15 protein-coding genes are annotated in these 17522 nt (G+C 38.5%); 2 read left to right on the top strand and 13 right to left on the bottom strand.

Annotated features, from left to right (window positions below):
- Positions 1–65: 65 nt before the first annotated feature.
- The 11 genes from pheT to EO111_RS01785 form a co-directional block, all read right to left on the bottom strand.
- Complete coding sequence (gene pheT, locus EO111_RS01835; protein WP_127010356.1) at positions 66–2510, bottom strand: phenylalanine--tRNA ligase subunit beta; 2445 nt, start codon at positions 2508–2510, stop codon at positions 66–68.
- Positions 2511–2519: 9 nt separating this feature from the next.
- Positions 2520–3542, bottom strand: a complete 1023-nt coding sequence (pheS, locus tag EO111_RS01830; protein ID WP_127010354.1) for a phenylalanine--tRNA ligase subunit alpha — start codon at positions 3540–3542, stop codon at positions 2520–2522.
- 17 nt (positions 3543–3559) lie between these two features.
- Complete coding sequence (locus EO111_RS01825; RefSeq protein WP_127010352.1) at positions 3560–4012, bottom strand: PaaI family thioesterase; 453 nt, start codon at positions 4010–4012, stop codon at positions 3560–3562.
- A gap of 68 nt (positions 4013–4080) precedes the next feature.
- Positions 4081–6069, bottom strand: a complete 1989-nt coding sequence (gene ligA / locus EO111_RS01820; RefSeq protein WP_127010350.1) for an NAD-dependent DNA ligase LigA — start codon at positions 6067–6069, stop codon at positions 4081–4083.
- A 12-nt stretch (positions 6070–6081) separates the two neighbouring features.
- Entirely contained in the window at positions 6082–8265 is a 2184-nt protein-coding gene (pcrA, locus tag EO111_RS01815; RefSeq protein WP_127010348.1) for a DNA helicase PcrA, read from the bottom strand.
- Between the two features lie 64 nt (positions 8266–8329).
- Positions 8330–9616, bottom strand: coding sequence for a manganese-dependent inorganic pyrophosphatase (locus EO111_RS01810; RefSeq protein WP_127010346.1), 1287 nt, complete (start codon positions 9614–9616; stop codon positions 8330–8332).
- A 130-nt stretch (positions 9617–9746) separates the two neighbouring features.
- Entirely contained in the window at positions 9747–9926 is a 180-nt protein-coding gene (rpmF, locus tag EO111_RS01805; protein WP_009354192.1) for a 50S ribosomal protein L32, read from the bottom strand.
- 32 nt (positions 9927–9958) lie between these two features.
- Positions 9959–10471 (bottom strand): DUF177 domain-containing protein, encoded by a 513-nt coding sequence (locus EO111_RS01800; protein WP_127010344.1) that lies wholly within the window; start codon positions 10469–10471, stop codon positions 9959–9961.
- 177 nt (positions 10472–10648) lie between these two features.
- The gene (locus EO111_RS01795; RefSeq protein WP_009354175.1) at positions 10649–10786 is read right to left on the bottom strand and encodes a rubredoxin; all 138 of its coding nucleotides are present in this window, start codon (positions 10784–10786) and stop codon (positions 10649–10651) included.
- Between the two features lie 190 nt (positions 10787–10976).
- Complete coding sequence (locus tag EO111_RS01790; protein WP_127010342.1) at positions 10977–11747, bottom strand: YgcG family protein; 771 nt, start codon at positions 11745–11747, stop codon at positions 10977–10979.
- Positions 11748–11841: 94 nt separating this feature from the next.
- The gene (locus EO111_RS01785) at positions 11842–12396 is read right to left on the bottom strand and encodes a LemA family protein (protein WP_009354181.1); all 555 of its coding nucleotides are present in this window, start codon (positions 12394–12396) and stop codon (positions 11842–11844) included.
- Between the two features lie 330 nt (positions 12397–12726).
- Between EO111_RS01785 and EO111_RS01780 the strand changes: the two genes are divergently transcribed.
- Together EO111_RS01780 and EO111_RS01775 are read left to right on the top strand one after the other, a co-directional pair.
- Complete coding sequence (locus tag EO111_RS01780; protein ID WP_127010340.1) at positions 12727–13665, top strand: nitronate monooxygenase; 939 nt, start codon at positions 12727–12729, stop codon at positions 13663–13665.
- Positions 13666–13736: 71 nt separating this feature from the next.
- Entirely contained in the window at positions 13737–14285 is a 549-nt protein-coding gene (locus EO111_RS01775; protein ID WP_126940236.1) for a gamma carbonic anhydrase family protein, read from the top strand.
- 267 nt (positions 14286–14552) lie between these two features.
- Here EO111_RS01775 and nrdG read toward each other — a convergent pair whose 3' ends face one another.
- Positions 14553–15050: an anaerobic ribonucleoside-triphosphate reductase activating protein gene (nrdG, locus tag EO111_RS01770; protein WP_127010703.1), complete on the bottom strand. Its 498-nt coding sequence runs from the start codon at positions 15048–15050 to the stop codon at positions 14553–14555.
- A 25-nt stretch (positions 15051–15075) separates the two neighbouring features.
- Positions 15076–17226, bottom strand: a complete 2151-nt coding sequence (nrdD, locus tag EO111_RS01765) for an anaerobic ribonucleoside-triphosphate reductase (RefSeq protein WP_127010338.1) — start codon at positions 17224–17226, stop codon at positions 15076–15078.
- Between the last annotated feature and the right edge of the window lie 296 nt (positions 17227–17522).

Here is a 17522-nt window from a genome sequence, read left to right as displayed (position 1 = left end):
CTTATAATAAATCGGTCATCCCATAAGAGAGATGACCGATTGTTACATCCCGTAGGATTTACGTATTATCGTAAAGTGCAACCTTTATCTGCTAATTTTGCTAACATCGCTTGGATTCTATCTTCAATATCAGCATCTACTAATGTGCCTTCATGAGAACGGAAAGACAAGGTATACGCCAAGCTACGATATCCTTCTTGGATATGTTCCCCTTCGTATACATCAAAGATACGAACACTCTCAAGATATTCGCCGCCTTCTCGTTTCATCACTTCTAACACATCAATAGCTTGCACTTCTTTTGGTGCTACAATCGCTAAGTCACGACTAGTACCAGGGAATTTAGAAATTGCTGTAAAAGAAATTCCTTTGCGGTTCACTTGTAACAATGCTTCTAAATCCATTTCAAATAAATATGCTTTACCACTAATGCCATAATGACTTGCTACTTGTGGATGTAGTTCACCAAAGCGTACTATTTCAACACCCTCTACGGAGATACTAGCACTCACACCTGGATGTAAGTAATACTCTTTACTACGGCTAATTGCATAATTTTCAACACCAAGATTAGCGAGTACAGATTCAATGATACCTTTTAGATCATAGAAGTCTACATTTCTAGCCGCTACATTCCATTCTTGGCGATCCCATTTGCCTAGGATAACCCCTGCTGCCATCATCCGTTCGTTTGGCAATTCTGTAAGCGGCAATGCCTTAGGCTCATACACAGCAGCTACTTCAAAAACGGCTAAATCTAAATTCTTTTGAGCTACATTGCGTTTTGCTGTTTCTAAGACGCTAGGTACTAAAGTAGTACGCATCACCGGAAACTCTTCAGAAATTGGGTTTAGAATAGGAATCGCTTGATGTCTGCTATCTGTTTCAGGAATTAACAAATCTTGCAAACTATCTTTATGCATGAAACTAAAAGTAATAATTTCATCTAAACCAGCTTCAGCCAAAGCATGTTTCACATCATGTACTAAGGCATGCATAGGAGATACTGTTCCCGTTTGGATTCGTGCCAATGGCGTAGTAGGTGCAATATTATCATAGTTGTGAATGCGTGCTACTTCTTCTGCAATATCTGGCATGCCTGTTACATCATCACGCCAAGATGGAATAGTAGCCACTAAGGCCTCACCATCAACTTTCACGTCGAAGGATAAAGTTGTTAGGATAGTGATCATCTCTTCTTCTGCAATATTAGTACCTAAATACGAATTCACAGCTTCACTCGTGAAAGACACTGTACGCACTTCTTTTGGCGCTGCATATACATCAATCACACCTTTTGCTACTACAGCACCTGGTGTAATATCCAACAACAATTGTGCTGCCCGATCTAAAGCTAGTGGTGTCACTTCGCTATTCACACCACGTTCAAAACGACCAGATGCTTCAGAGCGCAAGCCTAATGCACGAGAGGTACGACGAATAGAAGCCCCATTAAATACAGCAGCTTCCAATACAACCGTTGTTGTTTCATTGGATACTTCACTATCAGCACCACCCATGACACCAGCCACCCCTACAGGGCGGTCAGTATCAGCGATAACTAGCATAGTGTTTGCTAATGTACGATCATTGCTATCCAAGGTTTGAATCACTTCTCCCTCTGTAGCTTTACGAGCCACTAAACTATGTCCATGAAGATGATCATAGTCGTAAGCATGCATTGGTTGACCTAATTCCAACATTACATAGTTCGTTACGTCCACTACATTATTAATAGGACGAATACCGCAATTACGCAAACGATTTTGTAACCATAATGGAGATTTTTGAACTTTTACATTTTCAATCAAACGTCCCATGAAACGAGAGCATAACTCTGTATCAGCAATAGAAATATTCAAACGACCTTCAATAGATGGTCCCTCTTCTTGGACTGTTACCTCTGGGAATGTAGCTTCTGTTTTATCTAATACGGCAAATTCACGGCTTAAACCAACCATGGAGAAACAGTCCGCACGGTTTGGCGTCAACTCAAATTCATAGACTACATCATTAAGACCTAGTACTTCTTTTACATCTTGTCCAATAGCTGTACCTTCAGGGAAGATATAAATACCAGTAGCTTCTTCTGGTAACACTACATCTGTAGATAAGCCAAATTCTGCTACAGAACAGAACATGCCTTCTGATGTTTGTCCACGAAGTTTGCCTTTTTTAATTTCTGTACCATCTGCTAAACGAGATTTATGGTACGCTACAGGAACGATTTGTCCCACTGCCACATTAGTAGCTGCTGTTACGATTTGTTTCGTAACAGGCTCACCTTCTTCTGTTAAGCATTCTACTTGGCACACTTGTAATTTATCTGCATCAGGATGTTTTGTAATTTCTACAATTTTTCCTGTATAGATTTTTTTAATACCTGTATCACAGTTGATCACTTCTTCTACTGGAATCCCAGCTTGTGTTAAGGCATCTGCAAATTCTTGAGGGTTCTCGCCAAGATTCACAGATACATAGTCTTTCATCCATTGTAAACTAGCTTTCACAGTAACCTCCTAGAATTGCGTTAAGAAACGTTTATCATTTTCATAGAATAAACGTAAATCATTAATACCATATTTCAACATTGCAATACGTTCTACGCCCATGCCGAAGGCAAAGCCTTGTACTTCATTTGAATCATAACCATTCAATTTCAATACATTAGGATGGACCATACCGCAACCAAGAATTTCTAACCACCCTGTATGAGAGCATACACGGCATCCTTCACCGTGGCACATGCAACAAGAAATATCTACTTCTGCACTTGGTTCTGTGAAAGGGAAAAAACTTGTACGGAAACGTACAGCTGTATCTTCACCAAACATGTGTTTCAAGAACAACTCCAAGGTTCCTTTCAAGTCAGAGAAGGTAATCTTCTTATCGATAACAAGACCTTCTACTTGATGGAATACTGGAGAATGTGTGGCATCATAGTCCCAACGATATACTTTTCCCGGTGCGATCATGCGGATAGGTGCATTTTTTTCGCTACCTTGCAATGTTCTCGCTTGCCCTGGAGATGTATGGGTACGAAGTAATACGGAATCGGTAATATAGAAAGAATCTTGCATATCACGAGCTGGATGATCTGCCGCTAAATTCAAGCATTCAAAGTTAAAATAGTCTGACTCAATTTCAGGACCTTCTTCTACAGCATAGCCCATAGACACAAAAAACTGTTCAATTTCTTCGTTGATTTTTGTTAATGGATGTAAATGGCCTTTACGAACAGGACGACCTGGTAATGTAATATCAATAGTTTCTTGTTCTAATTTAGCTGCCAATACAGCAGATTCCATTTGTTGTTGTACTGTATCTAAGGCTTCTTCCAACGCTACACGCACTGTATTTACCAAGGCCCCCATAGCAGGACGCTCTTCTGGAGATAGTTTGCCCAATCCTTTTAATAAGGAGGTAACTTCTCCCTTTTTACCTAAATAGGTAACACGAATATCTTGTAATTCCTGCAAGTTCGCAGCCCCTTGAATTTGGGCGATTGCTTTCTCTTGCAATGCTTGCAATTGTTCTTTCATTGATTCCTATCCTCCAACTATTCTTCATCTAACAACGACCATGGCAATTCTGGTAATACCAAATCGTCAAGAACCATAAAAGTTCCACTTCCCATATAGACAAGTTCTCCCATATCATTATACAAACGACAGGATGTAACCATTGTACTTTGACCTTTGTGTTCCACATTGGATACACCGCGGATTCTTGCATTGTTCGGCAATGATTTTACAAAATTACCATTAATTTGAGCCGTTGTCACTTGCTTTCCTAGTGTAATACAAGCCAATCCCATGAGATAATCTGATAAACTCAAATGTACCCCACCATACACATCGCCTCGCGGATTACTGTGCAATTGTTCTTCACTGTGAAAGTCTAGTTCCACATGTCCTGGTGACACATTCTTAAGTGTAACATGATGTAGCACCTCAAAAGGATGTGAACTTGTATGCTCTTGAAAGTATTCTAATAATGTTCTATATTCCATATATCTAACCTTTCCAAGCTTATCACTTTATTATAGAGGAAAAACTACCTCATTATCAATAGATAGACTTAGAAATCCTTGATTAAATCTAATAATCCTTGTTCATCCATCACAGGGATCCCCAATTGTTCTGCTTTTGTTAATTTACTACCTGCATCGTCACCGGCAATGACCAAAGTAGTTTTTTTACTGACAGAACCTGTTACCTTCGCTCCATGAGCTTCTAAAATTGCCCCTGCTTCAGAACGTCCCATGGAAGTAAGCTTACCAGTCAATACAATGATCTGTCCTTCCAGTTCATTGCCAGCGGCTTCTTGTACTTCCTCTTCTAACCGTACTCCCGCATGACGTAACCCTTCAATCAATTGGCGATTTCGTTTGTTTCCAAAATATTCTACTAAACTTTTCGCCATGGTAGGTCCTATTTCATCAATATTAGTCAACTCATCTATGGTGGCATTCATTAAGCTATCAATGGAAGTAAAGTATTTCGCAATGGTTTGCCCTGCTTTTGCACCAATTAAACGTATACCCAGTCCAAATAAAACCCGACCTAAGCCGCGTTGTTTAGAATCGTCAATCGCTTTTAGTAAATTTTGGGCCGACTTTTTGCCCATTCGCTCTAAGGATGTAATATCCTCTTCCTTCAAATGATACAAGTCCACTACCGTTTCAATACGATGATTTGTCACTAGCGCTTCTACAATACTAGGACCTAATCCATCAATGTTCATAGCATCACGGGATGCAAAGTGAATGATACCTTCCTTCTCTACCGCTGGGCAATGTTCATTACTACAATAAATAGCCACTTCTCCTTCACGGCGCACCGTAGGAGATTCACACACCGGGCAAGCATTGGGCATTTCATAAGGCACAGAATCCGATTTTCGTTTATCTACTACCACAGAAATTACCTCTGGAATGATTTCTGCAGCTTTATGAATACGTACCGTATCACCAATACGAATATCTTTTTCTTTAATAAAGTCTTCATTGTGTAAAGTTGCCCGTGATACATTCGTGCCAGATACGAACACAGACTCTAATTCTGCCGTTGGCGTGAGCACTCCTGTACGTCCTACATTGATTGTAATGTCCTTCACAATCGTTTCCACTTCTTCTGGTGGATACTTGAAGGCCGTCGCCCATTTGGGGTCCTTCGCTGTGGTCCCCAATGTCTCTTGGTCTTCAAAGTCATTCACTTTGATAACCATTCCATCCGTATCATATGGCAAATTGTGACGTTCTACATCCCAGTAATGAATGTGTTCTATCACCTCTACGATGGAACTACACAATTTATAATGAGGATTCACATGAAATTTAAAAGCTTCGAGTTGCTCTAATAATTCCTGTTGTGTATGTATGTTAGATCCTTCTGATGAACCAATCGCATAGGCAAAAAAGTCTAAATTTCGACTCGCCGTAATGGCTGGGTCTTGTTGGCGCAACGATCCTGCTGCCGCATTACGTGGATTTACAAACGTTTGTAAGCCAGCCTCTTCTCGTTCTTCATTGATTCGTTTGAACTCCTTATGCGGCATATAGGCTTCTCCACGAATTTCAATGAAAGGAGGCGCATTGTCAATGATTAGTGGAATAGACTGAATGGTTTTTACATTCGCTGTTACATCTTCCCCTACACGACCATCACCACGTGTGACCGCACGTACAAAGAGACCATTTTCATAATGTAAGTTAACCGCTAAGCCATCAATCTTTAATTCCACTACATATTGCGGCGCGTGACCCAACTCTTTTTCACAACGCACCCCAAATTGTTCTACTTCAGCATCATTAAACACATTGCTCAAGCTAAGCATTCGTTGTCCATGTACTACTTTTTCAAAGCTTCCTTCCACCTTGGCTCCCACACGTTGTGTAGGAGAGGTCGGCACAATATACTCTGGATGTGCTGTTTCTAACTCTACTAATTTTCGATATAATACATCATAGTCATAGTCAGAAATAATGGGAGCATCTTTCACATAATATAAATACGCATGATGGGCTAATTCTTTTTGTAATTGTTGAATGTCTTCTTGAATACTCATTGTATGATTTCCTTATTTTTTTCGTATAGGAGCGAACTTAGCCATAATTTGTCGCAATCCCTGTGTAGGGAACTCAATTTTTAATTTTACATTGGCCCCTTCACCAACTACATCCACTACAGTTCCTTCACCCCATTTAGCATGGATAGCAGTATCTCCCACAGTCCAATCTACTACTTGTGGATTTCGAATCATAGGTTTTGTAACAGGTCGATTCGCTACAGATTGATGAAATGGTACATTTCGTTGTAATTCTTCCTTCACAGTTCGTTTTGTCCGTACTTCTTCCATGAGTTCGCTAGGAATTTCTTTCAAAAAACGAGATGGTAAATACCCTGTAGTTTTACCAAATACAGTCCGTGTAGTGGCATTGGATACATATAGCTCTTCTTCGGCTCTCGTAATCCCTACGTAGGCAATACGGCGTTCTTCTTCTACTTCCTCAGGATTCATCAAGGTACGACTATGCGGAAATAATCCTTCTTCTAAACCAGCTAAGAATACCACGGGGAACTCTAGTCCCTTTGCAGCATGCAAAGTCATTAACGTCACTTTGGATTCTTCTTGTTCAAAGGAATCTACATCATTCACCAATGCTACTTGCTCAAGAAAGTCTTGTAAAGTACCTTCTGGATTTGTATCCATAAACTCTTTGGCTACCGACACCAACTCACCAATATTTTCCAGCCGAGCTTGGTCTTGTGGGTCTGTACTATTCTCTAGTTCCACTACATATCCAGTCCGATCTAGTACGGCCTCAATAATACCTTGTACGGAAAGCTCTGTAGCCTCGTTGACTAAGGTAAAAATTAAACCCATAAACTCTTCTAACTTTTCTTTCGTTTTACCTTTTATAGTAGGAATTTGGTCTAATTGACTCAATGTCATAAATAGTGAATTATTCGTTTCTCTTGCAAAATCCTGTAATTTACCGACTGTAGTTAATCCAATACTACGTTTTGGCACATTAATAATACGTTGCAAGCAGATATCATCAAATGGATTGATTAAAATACGTAAGTACGCCAAAATATCTTTGATTTCTTTACGATCGTAGAACTTAGTACCCCCCACCATAGTGTAAGGAATACCGCGTTTGATCATAGATTCCTCAAGTACACGCGATTGGGCATTCGTGCGATATAAAATAGCCATCTCTCCATAACTACGATCATGAATTTCCTTTTGTTTTTTGATGGTATCTCCTATGAAAGCTCCTTCTTCTTGTTCAGATTGAGCTTCAAAATGACGAATTTTGGCACCTTCTCCTTTATCTGTCCACAATACTTTTTCAGGGCGCCCCTCATTGTAATCAATAACTGCATTAGCCGCCTCTAAAATTGTTTTCGTAGACCGATAGTTTTGCTCTAATTTAATAAGCTTTGCCTTAGGATAATCTTTCTCAAAGTCCAAGATATTTTGAATATCAGCACCACGCCAAGCATAGATACTTTGATCCACATCACCTACCACGCATAAATTATTCCATTTAGAAGCTAATAAAGATGCTAATGTATACTGTGCATGGTTTGTATCTTGATACTCATCGATCATAATATAACGGAAACGATGACTGTACTTTTCTAGTACGGCTGGATTTTCTTGTAATAATTTAACAGCTACTAGCAATAAATCATCAAAGTCTAAAGCATTATTTTTTCGCAATTCTGCTTCATAATAATCGTACACCTTAGACACTTGTTGTGAATAAAAATCACGAGCTTCACTGCGAAAATCCTTAGCTAATTTCATTCTATTTTTTGCATCGCTAATCTGTGATTGCATAGCCCCTACAGGGTAATATTTATCATCTAAATTTAGTGCTTTAATTGCTTGTTTAATAACTGCTTGAGAATCACTAGAATCGTAGATAGAAAAGTTTTTACTGTATCCCATGAAGGAATCTAGTTCAAAGCGTAAAAATTTAGCACAAAAGGAATGGAATGTACTAAGCCAAATACGGTGTGCTGTATCCCCTACTAAGGTTTCCACACGTTCTTTCATTTCTTTAGCCGCTTTATTGGTAAATGTAATGGCTAAAATTTCATAGGGGCTTACCCCTTGTGTCAACAAATAGGCGATACGATATGTTAACACTCGTGTTTTACCTGATCCAGCGCCAGCCAATATAAGAAGAGGCCCTTCAGTTGCGTATACTGCCTCTTGTTGCTCTTTATTTAAACCGTCAAATATCATAATACCTCTCTTGCATATAACAAGGGTGCGCTGTGTTTCACTACAACGCACCCCCTATTATAGATTAGCCTTTCATAGCACCCACAATTGGTGGTACTACTTGTTTTTTACGGGATAATGTATGTTCTAAATATACTTCATTGTCCACAGGTTGTGCATTAAATGCGGCTGCTACCACATCATTCGCATCTCCAACAAAGATTAAGTTTGTTGCTTCTGTTAAGATATTTGTAATCATCAAGTAAGAAGCGCTGTAATTATTGGCACTACGTAATTCTTCCATCGCTTTTAATAAGCATGCTTTACGACCCAAAATATCTGTAGTATCCATTACTTGGATTTGGCCAATACTGATGATTTTGCCATTTGCTTCAAATTCTTTTAAATCTGTACGCACGATTTTTTCATCGGAATAATCAGATACATCAGAACCAGCTTTCAATAAAGACATTCCATATTCTTCTAGGTCAACACCAGCGATAGTTGCTAATTTTTTAGCTGTTTCTTTATCTTTTTCAGTGCCAGTAGGAGAACGGAATAATACTGTGTCAGAAATAATGGCAGATAGCATTAAGCCAGCAATATTTTTAGGAATCTCTTGGCCATATTGCCAGTATAAATTAGCAAGAATTGTACAAGTACATCCTACAGTTTCATAATGAATGAAAATAGGATTGTCTGTTACCAACCCACCAATACGATGATGATCGATATTTTCGATTAATTCTGCCTCTTCGATATCGTCAATAATTTGTACTTTTTCATTGTGGTCAACAAGAACAACTTTTGTTTTTTGCTTTGGAGCTTCTACATTAGAACGAATGATACCTAAGTATGTACCATTGTCTACTACAGGATATCCACCAATGTGGGAGTTAGCTTTAAAGTCACGTAATTTTGTTTCTTTACTAATCACTTGGCAAGAAGTTTTTGTACAAATCTCACTAGCTGTTACATTTGCATTGCCACCCATAGCGCCTTCTAAAGCATCAATTAAGCGTTGTGCTGTAATCGTGCCTACATACGAAGTACCATTTTCTACCACTGGAATACGATTCATTTCATATTGTTTACGCCATGCTAATACTTCTTGCAAAGAAGCTTTTGCATCTACAGCTGGAATTGTTTCTAGTACATCTTCTACTGTTACAGCAAAAGAAGTTACGATTTCTGGATGTTCAAAGCCAAAATACTTCAGTGCAAAAGATGTTTCTTTATTTGCTTGACCAGCACAAATTGGTTGTGCTCCGAAGCCCATTTGATTTTTTAAATTTGCATAGGAAATTGCAGAACAAATAGAATCTGTATCTGGACTCTTATGTCCTGTTACTAAAATTGTATCTCTTAACATAATGTCACCTCTTATAATCATCACTTGAGTTATTTATTAATGTTTCTTTATTATACCATAATTAGGCATAAAATGCATACAAAAAAGACCTCGTAAACAACAGTTTACAAGGCCTTCTTATTCGTTTCTATTACGCATTTTTAGAAACTACTTGTTCTCCTTTGTAAGAACCACATGTTGGGCAAACGCGATGCGGCATCATTGGTTCGTGACATTGTGGACAAGCTACATAACCAGGTACTTCTAATTTCCAGTTAGCACGACGACGATCTCGACGGCATTTGGAAAGTCTACGCTTTGGTACTGCCATTATCTGCACCTCCTTAACATAATCACTAGGTATTAATCATCATTTTCTTCCTTCAGCAATGTTCTTAGCACTGCTAATCGAGGATCTACCACAAAGGATTCACAAGAGCATGGTGAAACATTTTGATCTGCTCCACACTGAACACACAATCCTTTGCAATCATCCTGACATAACACTTGAGAGGGCTCATTGATGATTAATGTTTCCCGAATGGTCTCCGTTAGATCAATTTCTTCCCCATCGAAAGAAATTATATCATCGTCTCCATTGTTGGAATGTGTAACACCAAAAGTCTCTTCAAATGGAACAGTATGGGTATAATTAGTATCGGTTAAGCATCTTGAGCACTCATATTGTCCATTTGTTGTTATGGTACCATTCACCACATAATGTTGACCATCATAACGAAGCTCACCACTAATGGTTATATCATGACGGCTCCAAGGAAAAGCAGATACGTCACCAAGATCATCACTTGATGTCGTACATAGAAAAGGGACTACTCGTCCAATCTGTTCTTTTGCTTGCTCTACTTGCAGTTTCATAATTTTACCTCGACTATACTATTATAGCTACCTATACTATCTTTGTCAAATACTAGCCCTATATGTTGTTGAGTATTCAGAAAACTCATACAAGACTTAGCAATTAACTCTCATGTGAAAAAGAGCTCTCCTATAGGAGAGCCCTTATGTATGTGGATTAATTTATCGAAAAATTAATTACATTTCTTCGAATTGGTCTTTACCAACCCCACAAACTGGGCAAAGGTAATCAGCTGGTTGATCTTCGAATTTAACGCCTTCAACAGCTTCGTCATAAACCCAACCGCATACTACGCAAACGTATTTTTTATCCATTGTGTGCACCACCTTTCGTACTATAAGATTTGTCTCAGATACTTTATCTATAATCAGTATACCACTACAATCGAAAACTTTCAATCTATTCTCAATCATTTTCTATGTTATTTTTAGATACCTATTTGCAAACTACGCATAATAGGAACATATTGCATCATGATATCTACATTTAGCAAATCTACATCTATTACCATCGACGGCTCGCACCACCACCACCAGAAGATCCACCGCCGAATCCACCGAAACCCCCACCACCTGAACGGCCGGAGCCACCACCTCGACTAGAAGCTAATACCCATAATAAAGATTGTGTAATAGCGCCACCAAATACAGTGAAGTCCAAAATGAGTAACAAGAGAATACCTCCACCTATAAGCAACATTTGAAAAGGCGTTAATCCCTCTACATTTTGTGTTTCATAAGTACGACTTCCGTCAATGGTGATACCGTACTCTTTAGCCGCTTCACCTACTAAGATCGCATAGGTATTTACTACTCCTTTACCTATTTGACCTTGTTTAAAATACGGTATGGCATAGTCATCTAAAATTTGGCCCGCTTTGGCATCATTGATTGCACCTTCTAAACCATAGCCAACTTCAATACGCATTTGTTTATCTTTAAGGGCTATCAAGAAAAGAATACCATTATTTTTATCCTTTTCACCGATCCCCCAAGAACGAAACACCTTGTTTGCATACTCTGTTACATCCTCACCATCTAAAGTAGGGATGATCAGAACCGCGATTTGAGCCTTTGTCTTTTGCTGTAACTCAAACCCCATACGATTCATCTTCTGAACATCTTCTTTAGTCAAGGTCCGTGTTTGATCCAAAATATACCCATTTTTTGGTGGACCCGGTACATCTAAGGCAAAAGCAGACAGGTTACCCCAAAATAATGCTATTGTTACAAATAAAGCACTGAGAATAGTAGTCCATGTATATTTTTTTCTCATCCTACCTCCTCATGAAAGATACCCTTTTATATCGCACTATAGCTCAATTCCTTCCAACGATACATAGTCATTGTAAGTACATATGTTAAAAGGATTAAAATTGCACTTTCGGTGCACTTTGCGCCCCTTGGTCTGCTTCAAAATATGGTTTCACCTGAAAGCCCATAGGACTAGCGATGATGGATGTAGGTAAGGTACGAATCTTCATATTATAGGCTTGTACACTGCCATTATAATCCTTACGTGCTACTGCAATACGATTTTCTGTACCTGCTAATTCATCTTGTAAAGCTCTGAAATTAGCATCTGCTTTTAAGTTCGGATAGTTTTCTACTACCACTAACAAACGACTTAGAGCACTACTTAATTCTTGGTTCGCTTTCGCCGTTTCTTCTACTGTTTTGGCACCACCTAATTTTGCCCGTGCATCTGCCACTGCTTGAATTGTTTCTTTCTCATGGGTCGCATAACCTTTTACAGTATTCACTAAATTCGGAATTAAATCAGATCGACGTTGCAACTGCGTTTGCACTTGTGCCCATTGACCATTGACTTGTTCTTCCGTTTGTACCAGTCCATTGTAGGAACTAAATATCCAAATCAGAAGTACACCTACAATACCTAAACCAATTAACCATGACTTTTTCATAAGTCCTCCTTTACACTATAATTCTTATATACCTAATTTGCCATAATATACATGAGCTTTATAGATAACTTTTTTAAGCCTAATAAACTCATATACAAGCATATCACTATTCTACGTTCATTAAAATACACATATGTATTGCTATCATTTTAATATCATATATGCACCATGTGCCACATATCTCTTAGTGATAAGCTTAGTTATATTATACATTGTTTTTATCATCTTTTACAGCAACTATATTTTTTCATTCCATTAGGCTATAATGAAAGCATGTTGAAAGCTCCAGTGATTTAAATAAAGGAATCACTATTCTATATAGGAGGAATTATGAAAACTAGTTTAACAGAATTATTAGGCATTCAATATCCTATTATTCAAGGTGCTATGGCTTGGACATCTGAGCACACCCTTGCGGCCGCAGTAGCCAACGCTGGTGCTACTGGTGTTATCGCCACAGGCGGTCGTGACACAGAATGGGTTCGCCAAGAAATCCGTCAATGCAAATCCTTAACTGACAAACCATTCGGTGTAAACTTAATGTTAATGGCACCTAACTTAGATGATATCTTAGCCGTTATCGTAGAAGAGAAACCTGCTTTTGTTACCTTAGGCGCGGGTAATCCTGTTCCTTTCATCGAACCATTACATTCAGCAGGTATCAAAGTAATGCCCGTAGTTCCGAATGTAAAATTGGCTAAACGTGTAGCAGCTGCAGGGGCCGATGCCATCATCATTGAAGGTCAAGAAGCAGGTGGTCATATTGGTACACAAACAACGATGGCCTTGCTAGAAAATGTTGTGCCAGAAGTTGATATCCCTGTGATTATCGCTGGCGGTATTGTAGATGGTCGTGGACTCGCTGCTGGTCTTACTATGGGTGCAGCTGGCGTCCAAATGGGCTCTCGTTTCATCTTAGCGGAAGAATGTAAAATGCATCAAAACTGTAAAGAAGCTATTATCAACGCTACAGATACTGACTCCACTGTAACAGGTCTTACTTTCAATCACGGAGTACGTGGTCTTAAAAGTGAGTTTACAGCTCGTTATTTAGAAGCTGAGTACAGTTGTGCCCCTAAAAGTGAATTGACAGCTATGGCTATCGGTACAAATAAAAAAGCTGCCGTGGAAGGCGACACTATCAACGGTGTTGTGCAAGTAGGCCAAGGTCTGAACCGCTTAACACAAGTAGAGCCTGCCAAAACCATCGTAGAATCTGTTGTAGCAGAAGCCAAAGAAGCCATCAAGAAGGCACAACAATTTATCTAAACCAATCATATCTGCAAATTTAATACATTACATATATCGTAATTATTTACAGCCACATCTAGGAGGTTACTATGCTACCATTTAAAGGAAAGTATCCAAAATTAGATCCAAAAAGTCACGCTATGCCAGGTGCTGAGCTTGCTGGCGATGTAGAATTAAAAGAATATGCCTCTGTATGGCAAAATGTATCCGCTCGTGGGGACGTCAATAAAATTGTAGTAGGCCGCTACTCCAATGTACAAGACAATTCTGTACTTCACGTAGACGATGACCACGCTTGTATCCTTGGTGACTTTGTAACCATTGGTCATAGTGCTATCATCCACGCCTCTACCCTAGAGGATCACGTATTAGTGGGTATGGGGGCTATCGTTCTTAGCCGTTGTCACATCGGCCGTGGCTCCATCATCGGTGCGGGCGCTCTCGTGCTAGAAGGCACAGAAATTCCACCCTACTCCCTAGTAGTAGGTAGCCCTGCCAAAGTCATCCGTACAGATGAAAAAATGATTGAAAAAATCCACAACCAAGCTGTGAAATACAAAACACTGTGGACTAAAGAATATGGATTCTTACCAGATGCTGATGGTGAAGTGTGGGACCCTAGCCAAACTATTGTATAAAATAATTCAATGAATTTTTATAAAAAGAGCTGTATAGTATTCCCTATACAGCTCTTTTAGTTCACTCTTTATCTCGTAATCGTGCATACCTATTGTCTTATAGTAGAAAATAAGTTGCTCGACGTATCCTTATCTTTTCTAAAAAATCTATTATAATTATTTGACTCTCATACATATTTAATGTGAATATCAGTCAATGTAAAGCGGATATTTGACATTACAGTTCAAATATCCGCTATTTTATAATATTAATTTAGCTAGCTCATATTATTCCATATACAACACTACATCTCCCTGTTGCAAGGACGCTTGTATATCAATAATCCGTTGATTACTACTACCCCTAAATGCTAATCCTGGATCTCGTAAATCATCCACGAATTTCCCATCCACTAAGATATGGCACCGATCTAACAATTGTCGTTTATTAGGGCAATCCAATATTTCTTCATAGGTATATCCCGAATAGACCCAAATTGGTTTCTGCGGTGCCACCTCTAATACTCTATCCACTAAGGGTACCAATCCGTCAATATTTTGAAACGGTTCTCCCCCTAGTAAGGTCAATCCACTGCATGCAGGCGCACTGACATAGGAAAGTAATCTCTCTGTATCTGATTCGGTCCACTCTTGGCCAGCAGAAAAGTCTTGATACTCTTCGTTAAAGCAATTATAACAACCATGAGTGCAGCCAGTAACGAATAAGGATGTACGAATACCTTCACCATTAGCAATATCATATTGTCTAAGCTGTCCATAGCGCATTGTACATCCTTCTTTCATCATCTTATTAAATATGCATTACTCGATCTTTAATTTCCTTCGTACGGCCTTCATTCCAGAAGTTTTCTCCTAAATATCCGCAAGTTCTACGAATAACCGTTAAGGTATCACGATTCGTATTGTGACACCGTGGGCATTCCCATTGCACCTGATCATTAACAATAATCTCACCATCAAAGCCACATTCATGGCAATAATCTGATTTTGTATTAAATTCCGCATAGGAAATAGTGTCGTAAATATACTGCATCATCGTCAACAAAGCTGGGATATTATTATTCATATTAGGAATTTCTGCATAGGAAATGCATCCCCCAGTGGATAACCGTTGAAACTCTGACTCAAAGGCAAATTTATCAAACACATTGATTTCTTCACGTACATTCACATGATAACTATTAGTGTAGTATCCTTTATCTGTAATATCCGGAATCTCACCAAACCGAGCTCTATCAATGGAGGAGAATCGGTTGGTTAAACTTTCAGCTGGTGTACCATATAAAGCAAAACCGATATTATGAGTTTTTCTCCAAATTTCTGTAGCTTCATGCAATCGTTCCATTACTTTTCTAGCAAAACGATGACCCTCATCTGACGTATTAGATGTACCTACAATGAGCTTCGTCGCCTCATATAAACCGATATATCCCAAAGAAATCGTCGCATATCCACCTTCTAATAATGGTCGAATCGGAGCCCCTTTAGGAAGGCGTGCAATGGCTCCATATTGCCAGTGAATAGGAGATACATCACTGGTCACATCTTTCAATAGTTCATAGCGGAACAACAATGCTTTTTCAGCTAATTCTAAGCGTTTTTCCAAAATCTCAAAAAAAGCATCTTCCTTACCTTGTGCTAAAATACCAATTTGAGGTAAGTTAAGACTTACCACACCTATATTAAAACGACCATTAAATACATACTTACCTTGCTCATTTTTCCAAGGAGATAAGAAGGAACGACATCCCATAGGAGCAAATACATTACCTTCATAGATTTCTTTCATCTTTTTCGCAGAAATATAGTCAGGATACATGCGTTTCGCCGTGCATTGAGCAGCCAGTTCCGTCAAATAATAATATTCACTATTAGGATGTACATTATGTTCATCCAACACATAAATCAACTTAGGGAAGGCTGGTGTAATATATACATCTGCCTCATTTTTGATGCCTTGTATACGCTGTTTTAGAATTTCTTCATCAATTAAAGCAGCTTCTTTTGCTAGTTCACTATTCGGATCAAAATGCATGAACAATGTCACAAAAGGCGCCTGTCCATTCGTAGTCATTAAGGTGTTAATTTGATATTGGATAGTTTGAATCCCATCTTTTACCTCTTTTTTCGTCCGTTGCCAAGCAATTTCCTCTGCCTTTGCTACATCTGGAGCCATACCATACACTTCGACCTGCTCTTGTAATGTTAACTCTAAATATTTATCATAGGATTTTCTTACATAAGGCGCCAAAATACGATCAATCCCATTAATGCTTTGACCTCCATATTGGCCAGATGCAACCTGTGCAATAATTTGTGTAGTTACCGTACATGCTACTTGAAATGACTTTGGTGTATCAATACGTTTACCATTGATAACAGTCCCATTTGTTAGCATATCTTCTAAATTCACTAAACAGCAATTGAACATAGGTTGGATGATATAATCCATATCATGAAAATGAATAGCACCGCTGTCATGAGCTTGTACGATATCTGTAGGAATTAGCTTTCTACGTGCAATATCTTTACTTACTTCTCCAGCAATTAAATCACGTTGGGTAGATACAATAGAAGCATCTTTATTGGAATTTTCATCAAGAACTGCTACATTTGATTTATTCAATAAACCAAATACATCTTTATCTGTGGTATTCTCTACACGCTTGAAAGCTTGTACTGCTTTATAATTTTCATAGGCTCGAGCCGTTGCAGGATTATTATTTTCCAGGAGTTTATAATATACTTGATCTTCAATAGCATAGATTGTAATATTGCGTCCCATTTTTTCTGCATAAGACTCAATTTCATTAGCAATTTGCAAAGCCAATCCAGGCGTATATACACCTGTACTACTATGCATAGCTTTTTCTATAGCAATAATAATTTTTTCTTTATCAAAATCAGCAATAGTACCATCTCTTTTTATCACATGTATCATAATACAGCCTCCTATATACTAATTACACCGCACATAATAAACTATACGGTATATTAGATTTAGTATGAATCATACAAACAATGCATAAGCAAAAAAATTAACATATGCGGTGCACATTTAAATCAAAATATGGACATATAAAAAGAGCAATTTCTGCTCTATCCATTCTGTATCTACACATGTAGAAAATTCGTACTGCTTTTTTAGTGTCTAGTCATTTCATAAGCACTGAAATAATTAATTGTTTTTTCAAATACTTAGTAACCTGTCTAACAATCAAATATATAACTTTGTAG

It is taken from the genome of Veillonella sp. CHU594 (genome assembly GCF_003992265.1).
GTDB lineage: Bacteria > Bacillota > Negativicutes > Veillonellales > Veillonellaceae > F0422.
The sequence above is the reverse complement of the archived record's forward strand: the minus strand, read 5'-3'. Positions and strand labels throughout refer to the sequence as shown.

Bases quoted from the DNA above. Each gene is read 5' to 3' on its own strand.
- pheS (WP_127010354.1), bottom strand. From the start codon at position 3,542: ATGAAAGAACAATTGCAAGCATTGCAAGAGAAAGCAATCGCCCAAATT.
- EO111_RS01825 (WP_127010352.1), bottom strand. From the start codon at position 4,012: ATGGAATATAGAACATTATTAGAATACTTTCAAGAGCATACAAGTTCA.
- ligA (WP_127010350.1), bottom strand. From the start codon at position 6,069: ATGAGTATTCAAGAAGACATTCAACAATTACAAAAAGAATTAGCCCAT.
- pcrA (WP_127010348.1), bottom strand. From the start codon at position 8,265: ATGATATTTGACGGTTTAAATAAAGAGCAACAAGAGGCAGTATACGCA.
- EO111_RS01810 (WP_127010346.1), bottom strand. From the start codon at position 9,616: ATGTTAAGAGATACAATTTTAGTAACAGGACATAAGAGTCCAGATACA.
- rpmF (WP_009354192.1), bottom strand. From the start codon at position 9,926: ATGGCAGTACCAAAGCGTAGACTTTCCAAATGCCGTCGAGATCGTCGT.
- EO111_RS01800 (WP_127010344.1), bottom strand. From the start codon at position 10,471: ATGAAACTGCAAGTAGAGCAAGCAAAAGAACAGATTGGACGAGTAGTC.
- EO111_RS01795 (WP_009354175.1), bottom strand. From the start codon at position 10,786: ATGGATAAAAAATACGTTTGCGTAGTATGCGGTTGGGTTTATGACGAA.
- EO111_RS01790 (WP_127010342.1), bottom strand. From the start codon at position 11,747: ATGAGAAAAAAATATACATGGACTACTATTCTCAGTGCTTTATTTGTA.
- EO111_RS01785 (WP_009354181.1), bottom strand. From the start codon at position 12,396: ATGAAAAAGTCATGGTTAATTGGTTTAGGTATTGTAGGTGTACTTCTG.
- EO111_RS01780 (WP_127010340.1), top strand. From the start codon at position 12,727: ATGAAAACTAGTTTAACAGAATTATTAGGCATTCAATATCCTATTATT.
- EO111_RS01775 (WP_126940236.1), top strand. From the start codon at position 13,737: ATGCTACCATTTAAAGGAAAGTATCCAAAATTAGATCCAAAAAGTCAC.
- nrdG (WP_127010703.1), bottom strand. From the start codon at position 15,050: ATGCGCTATGGACAGCTTAGACAATATGATATTGCTAATGGTGAAGGT.
- nrdD (WP_127010338.1), bottom strand. From the start codon at position 17,226: ATGATACATGTGATAAAAAGAGATGGTACTATTGCTGATTTTGATAAA.